2 protein-coding genes are annotated in these 18,477 nt (G+C 72.1%); both read left to right on the top strand.

Annotation, left to right across the window (positions count from 1 at the left end; all coding sequences use genetic code 11):
• The first annotated feature begins 91 nt into the window (after positions 1-91).
• Entirely contained in the window at positions 92-17,713 is a 17,622-nt protein-coding gene (locus tag OHB23_RS08135) for a non-ribosomal peptide synthetase (RefSeq protein ID WP_328811253.1), read from the top strand.
• Entirely contained in the window at positions 17,706-18,476 is a 771-nt protein-coding gene (locus tag OHB23_RS08130; protein ID WP_328811252.1) for a tyrosine-protein phosphatase, read from the top strand. Before OHB23_RS08135 ends, OHB23_RS08130 begins: the two co-directional genes overlap by 8 nt.
• Position 18,477: the final 1 nt, after the last annotated feature.

Genomic DNA, 18,477 nt, shown 5'->3' with positions numbered 1-18,477 from the left:
AGTCCTCCAGAAGACGGCGAGCCCGACCGAACGGGCAATTCCCGCGGATAGGTTTCGTCCTGTGGGAGACGACCGGAACGAGGGGGCGGTCGTGTCCCCCGAACCGGACGGCGGCCCCGCCCGGGTTCCCCTGACGGGTGCGCAACGGCCGTTCTGGCTGGCCCAGCGCCTCGATCCCGACGCGGCTCTCACCGTCGCCCTGTACGTCGACATCTCCGCTCCGGTCGGCTCGGGTGTCGACCTCGCTCGGTTGGAACGGGCGATGTACGCCGCGGGCACCGAGTCCGGCCTGCGGCAGACCCGCCTCGCGCAGGGAGAGGACGACGAGCCGTGTCTGATCCACGTCGAGGACGCCGTCATGAACCTCGACGTGCTCGACCTGCGCGGCGACGCCGACCCCGAGGCGTCCGCTCACGCGTGGATGCGCGCCGAGTTCCGCGAGCCCGTCGATCTCCACGGAACCGTGCTGGTTCGATGCGTGTTCCTCCGACTCGACGATCACCGCACGTTCCTGTATCTGCGAGCCCACCACGTGGTGCTCGACGGCCAGGGCGCCTTCACCCTCCTCGGACGGATCGCCGGCCACTACTCGGGGACGTCGGCTCCGGGACCGGCGCCGACGCCCGACACCGCCGCCCGCATCCACGATGCGGAGGTCGCCTACGCCGCGTCACGTCGCCACGACGCCGACCTCGCCCACTGGCGCGAGCACGTCGCCGACGTCGGCGGCCCCACGGCCCTGTCGGCGGCACCCCCGAGCGCACCCCGGCAACCCGTCGCGACGCGCCTGTCGTGGACCCAGCCGAGGGGAACCGCAGCCGACCCGCTCGCCGTCGTCGCCGCTCTCGCCGTGCATCAGTCGCGGGTGCTCGACACCGACGACGTGCTCCTCGGATTCCCCGTCACCGGACGCACCACCGCCGCTCTGCGGGCGACGGCCGGGATGATGGCCAATCTGGTGCCGCTGCGGCTGACGGTCGACGCGACCACGACGGTGCGAGAACTGCTCGTACAGGTACGGCGGGAGATCACCGGGGCGCTTCGGCACCAACGCTTCCGGGACTGGGATCAGCTTCTGGCACCGGAGGTGCGGCCGTTCGGCGTCTCCTTCGGCCCCGTCGTGAACATCATGCCGTTCGTCGCCCCGTTGCAGTTCGACGACATCTCGGCTCCCGTCGGGATCCTGTCGTCGGGGCCCGTCCACGACACCGCGATCAACATCTACACCGGCGACACACTGACGCTGGACATCCAGTGGAACCCGGAGCGCTACGACGCCTTCGACATCGACCGGCACGGCGTGCGGCTGACGCGACTCCTCGGCGGCATCGTCGCGGCGGACGACCACACCACCGTGGGCGATCTCGCGTTCCTGGACGACGGCGAGGCGGCCGATCTGCTCGACCGGTCGGGCGGGCCGGCACCGACGGCGACGACGCTGGGCGACCTCATGGCGGCGGTCGCGCGCAGCAATCCGGCCGCGCCGGCCGTGCGCGGCGGAACGGCCACGCTCACGTACGGCGAACTCGACGACGCCTCCGGGCGCCTCGCCCGCACTCTCCGCGATGCGGGGGCGACTCCGGGAACCGTGGTGGCGCTGGCACTTCCGCGGTCCGTCGACCAGGTGATCGCGCTCTGGGCCGTCGTGCGTACCGGTGCCGCGTTCCTCCCGGTCGACCCCGCGGACCCCGTCGAGCGGCTCGCCGCCGTGCTGGCCGAATCCGGGGTGACCCTCGTCGTCACGACGGATCGACATCCCGTCGATCTGCCGAGCGGAACGACCCGGGTGGCCGTCACGGACGTCGCACCGGAGCCGCTGACGAGGGAGCACCCCGCGATCACCGAGCTCGCCTACGTCATGTACACCTCCGGCTCCACCGGCCGTCCGAAGGGCGTCGCCATCACCCACGCCGGACTGCACGGTGTCGTGGCCGGCCACCGCGCACGCGGTGCGGAGACACGGGTTCCGGAGATGGGGGGCAGTCGCGTCCTCGCCGTCGCGGCTCCGACCTTCGACGCGTCGATCTCGGAACACCTTCTCGCCCTCGCACTGTCCGGCTGCCTCGTCGTCGCCGATTCCGACGCGTACTCCGGTGCACCTCTGCAGGATCTGCTGCGACGAGAATCGATCACCCACGCGATCCTGACTCCGCGGGTGCTCGAGACACTGTCCCCGACCGGAGCTCCGTCGCTGCGACAGGTCCTCAGTGTCGGCGACGTGTGCTCGCCCGCGCTGGCGTCCCGGTGGTCGACGTCACCGGGCCTCCTGCTGCACAACGACTACGGACCCACCGAGACCACGGTGTGGGCCACCGGGACTGCGCCGCTGGCGGAGTCCGGAACCGTCACCATCGGGCGTCCCCTGCCCGGAGTGCGCGCCGTGGTGCTCGACTCCCGCCTGCGCCCCGTCCCGGTCGGAGTTCCGGGTGAGCTGCACCTCGCCGGAGCCGGCCTGGCCCGCGGGTACGTCGGACGGTCGGCGGAGACCGCGGCGCGCTTCGTGGCCGGGGTCGACGGAACGCGGCTGTACCGCACGGGTGACCGCGCACGGTGGACGTCGTCCGGTGACCTGGAGTATCTGGGGCGCACCGACAGTCAGGTCAAGGTACGAGGGCGCCGTGTCGAACCCGGCGAGATCGACACGGCCCTCGTCGCGGTTCCCGGTGTGACGCAGGCCGTCACAGTGGTCCGCCGTGACGGCGACAGCGAGCAGCTGGTCTCGTACGTGACCGGTGACGCCGACCCCGCGGACGTTCTCGCCGCCGTCGTCCGGACGCTGCCGAGCCACCTCGTCCCGGTGCACGTGGTGCCGCTGGACGCGCTCCCGCTGACCGCCTCCGGCAAGGTGGACGTCCGCGCACTCCCCGAGCCGGAGCGCCGGACCACGACCCGCCGTGAACCCGCCTCCGACATCGAGCGTCGGCTGCTCGACGCGGTGTCACACGTATTGTCCCGCAACGATGTCGGGGTCGACGACGACTTCTTCGCGCTCGGCGGTGACAGCATCCTCTCGATCCGACTGGTCACCGTCGCGGCGGCGTCGGGCGTGCGGATCAGCGCTCGTGACGTCGTGGAACAACGCAGTGCCGCCGGGCTCGCGCGCGTGGCGGACACGGTCGGCACCGTCGACGAGCCACCCGGCAGCGGCATCGGCCGCGTCGACCCGACACCCATCGTGCGCCACCTGCTGGAGCGCGGCGGAACACCGGATCGGTTCGCTCAGACCCTCACGCTCTCGCTCCCGGTCGGCATCGACCGCGCATCCCTGGTGTCCACGATCGAGGCCGTGGTCGCGCACCACGACATGCTGCGCTCCGTGCTGGTCCGCGACGCGGACGGCGTACACCTCGAGGTGCGCCCGCGGGATGCCGTCCGGGTCGACGGACTGCTGCGCCGCGGTGCCGATCTCGCGGTGGAGAACATCGTCGCGACACTCGCCCCCGAGAACGGCGTGATGCTCGGGCTCGGCTGGAACGACCTCGGCGAGCACACGGCGGGACGCCTCGTGATCGCGGCGCACCACCTGGTGGTGGACGTGGTGTCGTGGGGCGTCCTCGTCGCCGATCTCGTCGCGGCGTGGGCAGCGGTGCGCGACGGGGCCGCACCGACTCTCGCCCCCGTCCGCACGTCGATGCGGCGCTGGTCGTCCGGTCTCGCAGCGCGCGACGCGAGCGCGCACATCCCGTACTGGACCGGCGTTCTGGACGGCCCGGATCCCGTTCTTGGACAACGACTTCTCGACTCCGTCGTGGATCGGGTACGGGACACGACGGCCCGGGACGTCGCCTTTCCAGCAGAGATCGCCGACGCACTACTGGTCCGCGCGCCCACCCTGTTCCACGCCGGGCCGACCGACGCGCTCCTCGCCGCGCTCGCCCTCGCGCTGGCCGCCTGGCGACAGGACGACGCACCGACCAGGCTCGTCCAACTCGAGGGACACGGACGGGAGGACGACCTGGTTCCCGGCGCCGACACCGCGCGCACCGTCGGCTGGTTCACCACGGTGTTCCCCGTACGACTGGACCTCACGGGTCTCGACCTCGCCGAGGCGCTGCGCGGCGGACCTGCTGCGGGCGAGACGATCCGGCGGGTCAAGGACCACCTCGCACGAATTCCCGACCACGGCGCGAGCTACGGGCTGCTGCGGCACGGGGCCGACGACGACGCGCGCGACGCCCTGCGCTGGACACCGCAGATCTCGTTCGCGCACCTCGGCAGGATGACGACGACGGACACCGGTGACTGGCTCCCGGTTCCCGGCATCTCCCCGCTGTCGGGACCACGGCCCCACGACCTGGGTGCGGCCGCCGTGCTCGAGATCGACACCGTCGTCCTCGGGGACACCCTGATCGCACGACTGAGCACGCTCGACGCCGTCCTGGCGGACGCGGACGTCGAGGCCTTCGTCTCGCTGTGGGTCGAGGCGGCGACGGCCGTCGCGCGGCACGTCGACACCCCCGGCGCCGGCGGGCGGTCACCGTCGGACTTCCCGCTGGTCGATCCGACACCATCCGATGTCGACGGGTGGACCGGGCGTCATCCCACGCTGATCGACGTCCTGCCCACCGCGCCACTGCAGGCGGGCCTGCTGATGCATGCCCGCCTCGCCGCCGGGAGCGTCGATCCCTATGTGGTGCAGACGATCGTGCACCTCGGTGGAGCGCTTGATGGCGGCCGTCTGCAGCGGGCCGCGCACTCGCTGCTGGACCGTCACGACGCGCTGCGGGTCGCCTTCGACACCACCGCCGACGGGACGGACGTCCAGGTGATCGCGGCATCCGTCACGGTGCCGTGGACGGAAGTGGACGTCCGGGCCGATCCGGACCCGGCCGCCGTGCTCGACGCCTTCCTCGCGCACGATCGCGGCGTCGCCGTCGACGTGGCCACCGCACCGCTGCTGCGCGTCGCTCTGCTGCACACCGGGGACGAGCGGCACACCCTGGTGCTCACCCATCACCATCTGCTCCTCGACGGCTGGTCCCTGCCGATCGTCCTCGCCGACCTCCTGGCCGACTACGCCGGCGAGGAACCCCGGCCCGCGCCGCCTCCACTCCGCGGCTTCCTGCAGTGGGTGAGGGAACGCGACACCACGGCCTCGCTCGCGGCATGGTCGGAGGCCCTGGCCGGATCGACCGGGGCGACGCTGCTCGCTCCCGCGCACGGTTCCGGAACCGACGAGGCACCGGGACAGCGCATCGCGACGCTGAGCACCGAGCGCACCGCCGAACTCGTGGCGCGCGCCGGCGCCGCGGGGGTCACGGTCAACACCCTCGTGCAACTCGCGTGGGCACTCGTACTGGGCTCCGCGGTGGGCCGTACCGACGTCGTCTTCGGAGCCACCGTCTCGGGCCGACCGGCCGAGCTGGACGGTTCCGCATCCATGGTGGGGCTCCTCATCTCCACCGTTCCGGTTCGCGTGCGGCTCGATCGCACAGCGACGGTGCGGGAGTCGGCTCAGCGACTGCAGCGTGAGCAGGCCGCGCTGCTCGATCATCATCACCTCGCTCCGTCCGCCATCGAGGCGGAGGTCGGGCCGGGCGCCGGATTCGACACGTCGCTCGCCTTCGAGTCGTATCCACTGGATCGCACCGCTCTGACCGCGGCGGCGGGTGACCTCTCCGTTCTCGGCGTCGAGGCACGGGACGCGACGCACTACCCGCTGTCCCTGGCGGTCGAACCGGGAGAGAGCCTCGTCGTGCGCGCGACGCACCGCCGCGACGTCCTCGACACCGACGCCGTGGACCGACTGCTGGACCGACTCCTGCGGGTGCTCGAGGCACTCGACCCCTCGCGTGTGCTCGCCGAGATCGACCTGCTCGGGGTCACGGAGCGCACCCTCGTCACCGAGACGTGGAACTCCACCCGGCACCCCCTCGTCCCCACCACACTCCTGGACGCCGTGCCGGCTCTGGATCCGTCCCGTGTGGCCTTCACTCACGGCGATCGACACGTCACCCGAGCCGAGTTCTCCGCTCGCGTGCACCGCCTCGCCCGGTACCTCATCAGCCGCGGCGCCGGACCGGAGACGGCCGTCGCGGTGGCGCTCGAGCGGTCGATCGATCTGCTCGTCGCCGTGCACGCCGTCGTGGCCACCGGCGCACACTACGTCCCGCTCGATCCCGGCCATCCCGCGGAGAGGCTCCGACACGCAGTGACCATGTCGGGTGCGCGGCTCGGTATCCGGAGTGCGGCAACGCTTCCCGAGGACGTCGAGTGGATCACGATCAGCGATGCGCCCCTCGGGTCCTTCTCCGACACACCCCTCACCGACGACGATCGCCTCACACCCCTGCGCCCGGACCACCTCGCCTACGTGCTCTTCACGTCCGGCTCCACCGGGCAGCCCAAGGGTGTCGGGGTGTCGCACGCCGCGATCGTGAACCAACTGCGCTGGCGCGCCGAGTTCGTCGGTGTCACCGCGGACGACGTCGTGCTCCACAAGACACCCGCCACCTTCGACGTCTCGGTGTGGGAGCTGTTCCTGCCGTGGCAGATCGGTGCCCGCGTCGTCGTCGCGGATCCGGACGACCACCGCGACGCCGACCTGATGGTGGAACTGATCGCACGGCACCGCGTCAGCGTGGTGCACGCCGTCCCGTCGACGCTGGCGCTCATGGCGGACGCACCGGGCCTCGCCGCCTGCACGTCGCTGCGCACGATCCTGTCGTCGGGCGAGGCACTGCCCGCGGGGGTCGCCGCCGCCGTCCGCGCCGTGCTCCCCGTACGAGTGGTGAACCTGTACGGGCCGACCGAAGCGGCGGTGGACGTCACCGCCCACGTCGTGACCGACGCCGACACGACGGACGTCCCCCTCGGGCGGCCGGTGTGGAACACGACGGCCCTCGTGCTGGACGACGCCCTGCGCCCCGTTCCCGTCGACGTCCCCGGCGAGCTGTATCTCGGTGGTGCGCAACTCGCCCGCGGCTACGCGCATCGCACCGCGCTGACCGCGGAGCGGTTCGTCGCCGGACCGGACGGATCTCGTCTCTACCGGACCGGCGATCGTGTCCGCTGGTCCGCCGCCGGCGACCTGCACTTCCTCGGCCGGAGTGACGACCAGCTGTCCGTGCGCGGCGTGCGCGTCGAGCCGGCGGAGATCGAGGCCGTGCTGACGCGGTCGGGCCTGATCGACCGCGCGGTGGCAACGGTCGTCGGAGACCGACTGGTCGCGTACGTCGTTCCGACACGGGGCCGTTCAGCCGTCACGGAGGCGCTGCTGCAGTCGCTGCGCTCGTCGCTTCCGCGCCATCTGGTTCCCGACGACATCGTGGAGATCGAGACCATTCCCCTCACCGCGTCGGGCAAGGTCGACAAGCGCGCGCTGCCCGCACCCGCGCGCCGCGGCCAGGTCCACCGCACTCCCTTCACACCGACCCAGCGTGTCGTCGCGGACATCGTGGAGGCAGTCCTGCAGACGTCCGCTCCGGTGGGTGCCGACGACGACGTCTTCGCGCTCGGCGCCACCTCCCTCAGCGCGGCGCGGGTCGTCGCGCGCATCCGGTCGGCGACCGGACGCGACCTGACGCTCCGCACGCTCTTCGACGTCCCGACCATCGCGGGGCTGGCTGCCGCCGTCGATGCGGGAGACGCGTACACCGACCCCGGGTTCCACGCTGCGCGTCCCGACCGCATCCCGCTCACGCACGCCCAACACCGGATGTGGTTCCTCGACCGGTACGAACCGGGGTCCTACGTCATGCCGCTGGCGTTGCGCGTCCGCGGCGACCTGGATCTCGGCGCGCTGTCGTCCGCGATCGGTCACGTCATGACTCGCCACGAGATCCTCCGTACCGTCTACGCCGATGCGGACGGTGTCGTGCACCAGGTCGTGCTGCCGCCCCCGGCGCCGACCACCCTCACGGTCACCGCCGTCACACCCGACGCACTGGCGGAACGACTGTCGGATGCCCGGACCACGCGGTTCGACCTGGCCACCGAACCACCCCTGCGGGCCGAGGTGCTGCGCCTCGCCGACGACGAGCAAGTCCTGCTGCTGACCGTGCACCACATCGCGGCGGACGGTCTGTCTCTCGCCCCTCTCACGCGAGACCTGCTGTCGGCGTACCAGTCCCATCGCTCGGGACGGGTACCGGCACAGTCGCCGCTGTCGGTGCAGTACGCCGACGTCGCTGTGCGGCAGACGGAACAGGGCGTCGACTCCGACGCGGCGGCATGGTGGGAGCGCCGTCTCTCCGGACTGCCCGACGTCCTCGACATGCCGCTCGACCGACCGCGCCCGGAGCGGCCCGGCCGGGCGAGCGCCGCGGTGCGCCTCGATCTCGACGACGCGACCGTGGCCGCACTGAGCGAGCTCGCCGTCGCTCACCGGGCCACGGTGTTCATGGTCGTGCACACCGCCCTCGCCGTCGCCCTCGCGCGCTGGACCGGGTCGACGGACATCGCCGTGGGGTCACCAGTCTCGGGTCGACCGGATCCTGCGCTCGACGACCTCGTCGGCCTGTTCGTCGACACCGTCGTGCTGCGCACCCGCGTGGATCCGTCGGAGTCGTTCGCCGAGTTGCTCTCCCGCACCCGAGACGAGACGGTGGACGCCTTCGCGCACGCGCACGTCCCGTTCGATCACGTGGTCGACACCCTCGGTGCGGCTCGCACGTCGGCGCATCACCCGGTCTTCCAGGTCGTGCTGGCCTTCCAGGACGTGGATCCGCTCCCGGGCAGTCCCGACATCGAGGTGCTCGACGTCGGGCCTGCACCCGCGACCTTCGACCTCACCGTCGACGTCCGCCCCGCCGGCGCCGGCCTCGCGGTCGTCCTCACCTACGCGTGCGACCTGTTCGATCACACGACCGCAGAATGCCTCTCGTCCGTCCTCGAGCACGTGCTGCGCGCGGCGGCCCGGGGTTCCGAGATCGCAGTGGGCGACATCGCGATCCGCGGAGCGGACGAGCCCGACACGTGGACGCATCCCGACGCCCGCACGACCCCGACGACGCTCCCCGCCCTGCTCGACGCCCACGCGGACGGCTCCGCGGTCGCGGTGATCGAGGGCGACACCGTTCTCACGCGGGACGAGTGGGCACGAGCGTCGAACCGGTGGGCGCGCCGTCTGATCGCGCTCGGTGCCGGTCCCGAGACCGTCGTCGCGGTCGCCGTCGCCAGGTCGGCGCGGTACCTCGTTCTCGTCGCGGCGATCAGCCGCGCGGGAGCCGCGTTCGTCCCGCTCGATCCCGAGCAGCCGCGGGCTCGGCTCGCGGACATCCTGACCGAGGCGGCGCCCACGCTGGTGCTCACCGACACGGCGGCGCCGTTCCCGACCGACGTCGTCCGGATCACGGTCGACGATCCCGCCACGCTCGCCGCGGTCGCGGCGCTGTCGGACGCACCGATCACCGATCGCGACCGTCGCTCGGCTCTGCGACCCGACCACCTCGCCTACGTCCTCTACACCTCGGGATCCACCGGACGGCCCAAGGGCGTCGCCGTCACGCACCGCGGACTCCACAACGCCGTCCAGGACCAACGGGCCCGGCACGCACCGGCATCCGATGCCCGGGTGCTCGCTGTGTCGTCGACGACGTTCGACGCGTCCGTCGGCGAATTGGTCATCGCACTCGCGCTGGACGCCGCACTCGTCGTCGCCCCTCCCGAGGTCTACGCCGGTGTCGAACTCCGCGACCTGATGCGGCGGCACCGTGTCACCCACACCCTGATGACACCCCGCGCGCTGGACGCGACACCCGATCCCGGCGGTGACCTCCGCGTCGTCATGAGCGCCGGCGAGGCATGCCCGCCGAGTCTCGTCGACACGTGGGCACCCGGCCGGACGATGACCAACGTCTACGGACCCACCGAGGCGACCATCTGGTCGACGACGGCACTCCTGGCCGCCGGGCATCCCGTGACCGTCGGGTCCCCGACTCTCGGCGTCGAGGTCTCGCTTCGCGACGTCCGCCTGCACGCGGTTCCGGACGGCGTGGTCGGTGAGCTGTACGTCGCAGGCGACCATCTCGCACGCGGGTACCTCGGTAGGCCGGGACTCACCGCGTCCCGCTTCGTCGCGGCTCCCGACGGACAGCGGACGTACCGTACCGGAGACCTGATGCGCCGCAACGCCGTCGGCGACCTGCTGTACCTCGGACGGTCCGATCACCAGATCACGGTGCGCGGCCTGCGGATCGAGCTCGGGGACGTCGAGACCGCGCTCGCCGGCGCCGCGGGCGTCGGCGCCGCCGCGGCCGGGGTGATCGACGAGCGTCTCGTCGGCTACGTGGTCGCTGCCGACGGGCACAGCATCGACGCGGCAGAGGTGTCGGCCGCAGCCGCGGCGGCACTGCCGCGGTACCTGGTTCCCGCCGCGGTGGTCGTGATGGACGCACTGCCGATGACGACGTCGGGCAAACTCGACCGCGCGCGGCTGCCCCGCCCGCCCCTCGACACGGCCGAGTTCCGCGCTCCGTCCACCGCCGGGCAGGTCGCCGTCGCGGCCGTCTTCGCGACGGTCCTGGAACTCGCGGACCCCGTCGGACTCGACGACGACTTCTTCGCGCTCGGTGGCCACTCCCTCAGTGCCACCAGAGTCGCTGCTCGACTGCAGGTTCCGGTCCGTACCGTGTTCGAGGCACCGACCGTGCACGCACTCGCCGCGCAGATCGACGCCGTGCCCCGGAGCGCTCTCGCACCGCGGCGGACACGGCCGCGCCCCGACGTGGTGCCTCTGTCGTTCGCCCAACAGCGCATGTGGTTCCTGAACACTGTCTCCAGCGACAGCGGCTACGTCATCCCGCTCGCACTCGGGCTGCGCGGTGTCCTCGACCACGGCGCGCTACAGGGCGCACTCGCCGACGTGGTCGACCGCCACGAGATACTGCGCACCGTCTACCCCGCCGTGAACGGTGTTCCGCAGCAACACGTTCTCGATCACGCGCGGATCGCGATCGACCGGGAGTCGGAGACACCGGAGGCCGTCCTCGACCGGATGGCGTCGGCACCGTTCGACCTGGCAGCGGATCTCCCGCTGCGCGCCTCCGTCGTGGCGGTGACCGAGAAGCATCACGTCCTGCTTCTCGTGCTGCACCACATCGCCGCGGACGGCTGGTCCCTGGCGCCGCTCACCCGCGATCTCACGGCGTCCTACGCGGCCCGCCGGTCCGGTCGAGAGTGGACTGTCGACCCCCTGCCCATGCAGTACGCGGATCACGCCGTGTGGCAACAGGATCACGCGGACGACATCCGTGGTCGAGTCGCGTTCTGGACGGACCGCCTGGCCGGTCTCCCGGACGTGCTGCCGTTGCCGACCGATCGACCGCGGCCGCCGGTGGCCTCGCACCGCGGGGCGCGTGTACGCGTGACGGTGCCGGACGCCACGACCGCGGCGCTGCGTGCGCTCGCCACCGCCCACCATGCGACGCTCGTCATGGTCCTGCAGGCGGCCTGGGCCGTCACTCTCGCCCGCGTGACGGGAAGCGAGGACATCGCCGTCGGAACACCGGTGGCAGGCCGCGGTCACGAGGATCTCGACGAGCTGGTCGGCATGTTCGTCGACACGGTCGTGCACCGCGCGTTCGTCACCGGTACCGATACCGTCGCGGCTCTGGTCGATCAGGTGCGCAAGGACACCGTGGAGGCCCTCGACCACGCCGACGTGCCGTTCGAGCTGATCGTCGACGCTCTCGATCCGGTGCGCTCCACCGCGCACCACCCCGTCGTGCAGGTCATGTTCGCGTTCCAGAACCAGACTCCGCCCACTCTCGTGGCCGCCGGACTGGAGATCGACGTCCTGGACTCGGTTCCCGTGGCCGCGCCGGTGGACCTGACCCTGGATCTCACGGAGACCGGGGACGGACTGAGCGGCGCACTGACCTACGCCGTCGACCTCTTCGACCGGCGGACCGCGGCCGGAATCGTCGACGTCCTGCTCCGCGTCCTCGACGCGGTGGCGCGCAGGCCCTTCGACCGGATCGGCGCCCTCGAGATCCTGCACCCGTCGGAGCGGGCACTGTTGCTCTCCCAGCACGGCAGCGCCGGACTGCCACCGCGCGTGCTGCCTCGTCTGCTGGCCGACGCGGTGGCCGGCAACCCGGACGGGCCCGCCCTGATCGGGGAGCGCACGCTCACCTACACCGAGCTGGACCGCCGCTCCAACCGCTGGGCGCGGGCACTGATCGCCCTCGGCGCCGCGCCCGACACCGTCGTCGCCGTCGCGCTGCCGCGCTCGGTGGACCAGATCACCGCGGTGTGGGCGGTAGCGAAGACCGGCGCGGCGTTCCTGCCGATCGACCCCAACGGGCCACCGGACCGACTGCGGCACATGCTCACCGAGACGGGCGCCAACGTCGCCGTCACCGCCGTGACGGTTCCCGCCGCACTGGTACGTCTCGCCACGGTGTCACCGACGGTCCTCGACACGGGCGCGGAGTCCGAGGCCGACGTGACGCCCGCCGACCGGCTCGGTGCCATCCGTCCCGACACCCTCGCGTACGTCATCCACACCTCCGGCTCCACCGGAACCCCCAAGGGCGTGGGCGTCACACACCGCGGCCTCGTGGACGCGTTGTGGGACCAGCGACTGCGCGGCGCTGCGCGGCCGGACCAGCGACTGCGCGAGGCTGCGGAGGCACGTGTGCTCGCGGTCGCGTCCCCCACGTTCGACGCGTCCATCGCCGAGCTGCTCATCGCCGTGGCCCTGTCCGCTCCCCTGGTGGTCGCTCCACCAGACGTGTTCGGCGGACCGGCACTGGGTCGCCTCGTGGCTGAGTCGGCGGTGACCCACGCTCTCCTCACGCCGCGAGTGCTCGACTCGCTGATCCCCGAAGACGTTCCGTCACTCCACGTCCTGGTCACCGCCGGTGAGGCCTGCCCACCGGCACTGGCCACCCGGTGGGCCCCCGGTCGACGCCTGTTCAACGACTACGGTCCCACCGAGACCACCGTCTGGGCCACGAGCAGCGGCCCGCTCCGGGCGGACGACGCCGTGACCATCGGGCGGCCCGTCCGCGGGGTCGGCGCGCGGGTGCTCGACACGTTCCTGCGTCCGGTGCCGATCGGGGTGGTCGGCGAGCTCTACCTCGACGGCACCCACCTCGCGCGCGGGTACGTCGGCCGCCCCACCGCGACGGCCGAGCGGTTCGTCGCCGCGGCTCAGGGCGCGCGGCTCTACCGCACCGGCGACCGCGTGCGCTGGACCAGCGGCGGAGATCTGGAGTATCTGGGCCGCACCGACGTCCAGGTCAAGCTGCGCGGGTTGCGCATCGAGCCCGGCGAGATCGAGGCGGCACTCGCCTCGCACCCGTCGGTCGACCGTGCCGCGGTGCTGGTGCAGGACGACCACCTCGTCGCGTACGTGGTGCCGTCCGGCACGAGTGCCGTCGACCCCGCCGACCTCCGACACGACGCCGCGCGCCGCCTGCCGCGGTACATGGTGCCCGCGCACATCGTCACCGTGGACGCGATCCCGTTGACGGCGTCGGGCAAGCTCGACCGTCGCGCACTCCCGTCGGCCCCTCGCCGACCGACCTCCGGCCTTCCCGGGACCGTGGCGACGGTTCCGCGTCGCGAGGCGGTCGGCCCGGCCGAGCGCGCCGTCGCCGAGGCCTTCGCCACTGTGCTCGAGTTGCCGGAGCTGCCGGGGCCGGACGACGACTTCTTCGCTCTCGGTGGCCATTCGCTGTCCGCGACCCGGGTGGCCGCGCGGGTGTCGGCGGCGACGGAGCGCGAGGTGTCGGTGCGCGCGGTGTTCGACCACCCCACCGTGGGTGCGCTCGCCGCAGTGCTGGTCGCGGCGCCGACCGCGGCGCGCACTCCCCTGACGGCGGCGCCGCGCCCGGACAGGGTGCCGCTCTCCTTCGCTCAGCACCGGATGTGGTTCCTCGGCCGCGTCGACGCCGACCGCGGTGGACAGTTGATCCCGCTCGCGCTGAGGCTGACCGGTCCGCTGGACGTCGACGCGCTCCGGTCCGCCCTCGACGACGTGACCCTCCGGCACGAGATCCTGCGCACCGTCCATCCCGCCCTCGACGGCGTGCCGCACCAGGTGGTGTCGCCCACGGTCGACGTTCCCCTCGACCTCGTGCGCACCACTGCCGCAGACGTGCCCGCGGCGGTACGCACGGCCGCGGCGGCGCGCATCGACGTCACCACCGAGACTCCGCTGCGCGCCACTCTTCTCGTCGTGTCGCCGACCGATCACGTGCTGGTGATCCTCGTGCACCACATCGCCGCGGACGGGTGGTCGATGGCGCCGCTCACGCGCGACGTCGTCACGGCGTACGCCGCTCGCGCGGAGGGACGGCCACTCGACCTACCACCGCTGCCCGTGCAGTACGCCGACCATGCCCTCGCGCAACGCGCAGCGTTGGGATCGCTGAACGATCCCGGCTCCGCGTTGTCGCGACACCTCGATCACTGGCGGGAGCGGTTGGCCGGCGTACCCCTCGATCTCGCGCTGCCGACCGATCGCGCCCGGCCGAGAACCCCGTCACAGCAGGGCGATCGGGTGCGGACCGTTCTCGACGCGGACGCGCTGGGCGCGCTCCGATCCGTCGCGCAGGCCCACGACGTCACCCTTTTCATGGTCGCGCACACCGCGCTGTCGATCGTGCTCGCCCAGTGGGCGGGAACCCGCGATCTCCTCGTCGGGACGGCCGTCGCGGGTCGCACCGATCCGGCACTCGACGACGTGGTCGGCATGTTCGTGGACACGGTGGTCCTGCGGTCCACGATCGACGAGGACGGCACCGTCGCGGACCACCTCGCCGCGGCGCGCGAGACCACCCTGGACGCCTTCGCACATGCCGCTCTGCCGTTCGAGACCCTGGTGACGGCCCTCGACCCGGTGCGTTCCACTGCGAGTCACCCTGTGGTGCAGGTGATGCTGACTCTGCAGAACACCGCGCCGCCGCGATTCCCCGCCACCACACCGGCCGTCGAGGTGCTCGATCTCGGCGGCGCTCCCGTCCAGTTCGATCTCGCCGTGACGCTGCGCGAGGACCAGGGGCGCCTGCTGATCGAGCTGTCCTACGCGACCGATCTGTTCGACCGGAGCACCATCGAGCGGGTCTCGCGCAGACTGGTGTGGACACTGCGGTCGATGACACGCGACACCTCGGTCAGGATCGGGGACCTCGAGACGGTGGAGCCCTCGGAGCGTGCCGCGATGCGTCCCCGCAGCGGTGTCCCCGCGCTGGCGGCCCGGACTCTCGACCACCTCGTGGCCGACGCGGTAGCGGCCCGTCCCGGCGCGATCGCCCTGCGGGCGAACGGCATCGACCTGAGCTACGCGGACCTGTCCGCGCGCGCGAATCGTCTCGCGCGGGAACTGATCGCCTGCGGCGCAGGACCCGACGTCGTGGTCGCGCTGGCGATGCCGCGCTCGATCGACCACGTCCTGTCCGTGTGGGCCGTCGCCGCGGCCGGGGCCGCGTTCCTGTCGGTCGATCCCGCGCAACCCGCCGAGCGGATCGCGCACATCCTCCAGGACTCCGGCGCCGTCGTCGTGATCACGGAGTCCCGGTCCGAGCAGACCACCTCGACCGCGGCGCCGTGGATTCCGCGCATCGTGCTCGACGATCCGGACGTGGTGTCGGCGCTCGACCGTCACCCGGCGCACACGGTGCTCGCGCCGGAGCGTCGTCCGGGGCTGCATCCGAGCTCGATCGCGTACGTCATCTACACCTCCGGCTCCACGGGCCGACCCAAGGGCGTCGCCGTGACCCACGCGGGCCTGGCGGATGCGCTGGCGGACCAACGTTCCCGGCGCGGCGACGTGCCGGACGTGCGTGTGCTCGCGGTGGCCTCACCGACCTTCGACGCCTCGATCGCCGAGTTGCTGATGGCGCTGGCGCACTGCGGCACTCTCGTTCTCGCGCCGGCGCACGTACACAGCGGCGACGAGGTCGGCGCGCTGATTCGCCACGAGAGGGTCACGCACACGATCATCACGCCCCGCGTGCTCGACTCCCTGGACCCCGCCGGCCTCGACTGCGTGCGCGTCCTCGTCGTGGGCGGCGAGGCCCTCCCGGATCACCTCGCGGCGACGTGGTCCGCCGGACGCGAGATGTACGACGACTACGGCCCCACCGAGACGACCGTCTGGGCCACCGCGCACGGACCGATCACGCCGGACCGCCCCGTCGGCATCGGCACACCGGTCCGCGGTGTCGACGCGGTGGTGCTCGACGGCCGACTGCGGCCGGTACCTCTCGGCGCCGTCGGTGAGTTGTACCTGTCCGGACCACATCTCGCGCGCGGGTACGTCGGGCAGACCGGGCTGACGGCGAGCCGGTTCGTCGCCGCGCCGTACGGACCGCCGGGCGCGCGCCTGTACCGCACCGGCGACCTGGTGCGGTGGAACTCGGCCGGTGAGCTGGCGTATCTGGGACGTAGCGACTTCCAGATCAAGCTCCGCGGACTGCGCATCGAGCCGGGCGAGATCGAGAACGCCGCCCTCGCCCATCCCGCGGTGACGCAGGCGGTGGTCCTCCTCCACCGCGACGCCGGAACCGGATCGGATCATCTCGTCGCGTACGTCGCCGGCGACGGGATCGACGTCTCTTCTGTCAGAGAGGCGGTGGCGGAACGGGTTCCGCAGTACATGGTGCCGTCGCGCGTCATCGCTCTGGACGCGGTGCCGCGTACCACCGCGGGCAAGGTGGATCGGGCGGCCCTTCCCGCACCGACGTTCGCACCGACGGTGTACCGCGCGCCGACGACCTCGACGGAACACATGGTCGCCGACGCCTTCGCCCTCGTGCTGGGCGTCGGCGACGTCGGACTCGACGACGACTTCTTCGCCCTCGGCGGGACCTCGCTGACCGCGACCAGGGCGGCCGCACACCTCGGTCGTGCCGCCGGGGTCGACCGCGTGCTCCGACTCCTGTTCTCGCACGGCACCGTCGGCGCCGTCGCCGAGCATCTCGACCGCGAGGACGACGACGAGTCCATCGCCTCGTCCGACGCAGTCGGTCCCGTTCTCCGACTGGGCGGCGGAGACGAGCTCGCCCCGGTGTTCTGCATCCACCCGATGATGGGGCTGGCCTGGCCGTACTTCGAGCTCGGCCGCCACCTCGAGAGCGGCCGCCCCCTGTACGGCGTGCAGACGCCGGCGGTGGCGGACCCCGACTTCGCACCACGGTCGATGGACGACGTCGTCGAGCGCTACCTCGAGGAGATCCGTCGCGTGGATCCCGTCGGCCCGTACCACCTCGTCGGATGGTCGGTCGGCGGTGTGCTGGCCCATGCCGTCGCGGCCCGGATGCAATCGCAGGGCCACACCGTCGCGTCGCTGTCGCTGCTCGACCCGGTGCACAGCATCGTGCCGGGCAGTGCGGTCAAGAAGGCGCAGGCGGACGCCATGTTCGGCGCGTACCAGCACCTGACCGACGACCTGGCGGACATGACGCCGGACGCGCTGTGGTCGGTGTGGTCGGCGATGGGCGGCGACCAGCTACCGGTCTCGGACATCCAGGCGCGACTGATCACCAAGGCGATGCTCACGCTGTTCGCCCTCGTCGACGAGCACGTGCCGCCGACCTACAGCGGCGCCGTCCTGATGATCGACTCCGACGTCACCGCCGTCGAACTCGGCCGCATGTCGGACTTCTGGTCGCAGTACTGCACCGGACCCGCCGACGTGGAGTCCGTGCCGTGGCGACACGGCGAACTGCTGTCGAGCGACGCCGTGGGGGACATCGGTCCCCTGGTGGGACGGTGGCTCGGACGCGTGGAGACCGCGTCGTTACTGTCGACAGGTGAGTGAACGCAGCACGGATGGTTCCGAACCCGGCCAGTTCCACCTGCACGGCGCGTGGAACTTCCGTGACACCGGCGGCCTGCGCACGTCCGACGGCGGACGCACCCGCAGCGGACTGCTCTTCCGCGCGTCGGCACTCACGCACCTCTCCGACGAGGGCCGGGCCACGCTGGCCGGACTCGGGGTCAGCGACGTGTTCGACCTGCGCGGCGACGCCGAGGTGACGCGGTGGGGCTCGGACCGGGCCCCGGACACGGTCACCGTGCATCGCGTCCCCTACATCGCCGCGGAACGCGACGCGCCGCACGAGCGCGCCGTGCCCGCCACCACCGCCCGGGGCTACCTCGACGACGCCTACCGCGCCTTTCCGACGCTGCCCGGTGCACGGGTGGCGATCAGGGCGGTGGTCGAGGCCCTGTCGTCCGGTACCTCGTCGCTGGTGCACTGCGCCGCCGGCAAGGACCGCGCGGGGTGGACCGTCGCCACCGTGCTGCGCGCCGCCGGCGTCGTCGAGGAGGACATCGTCGCGGACTACCTGCGCAGCAACGCCGCCGTCGCTCCACTCCGGCGCCACATTCTCGATCACGACGAGGTGGCCCCCGCCGACCTCGACGACGACCTGCTGGGCGTGCGGGAGGAGTACTACCGCGCCGGGCTTGAGGCGATGACCACGGCGCACGGCTCGTTCGACGGCTACCTGGACTGGCTCGGCCTCGACCACGACGCGGTCACTCGACTGAGGAATGCGCTGGTGGACACCCAGCGCTGAT

The sequence above is a fragment of the Rhodococcus sp. NBC_00294 genome, from assembly GCF_036163995.1.
Taxonomy (GTDB): Bacteria; Actinomycetota; Actinomycetes; order Mycobacteriales; family Mycobacteriaceae; genus Rhodococcoides.
Note: the sequence above shows the minus strand (reverse complement) of the source record. Positions and strands in the feature narration are given on the sequence as shown.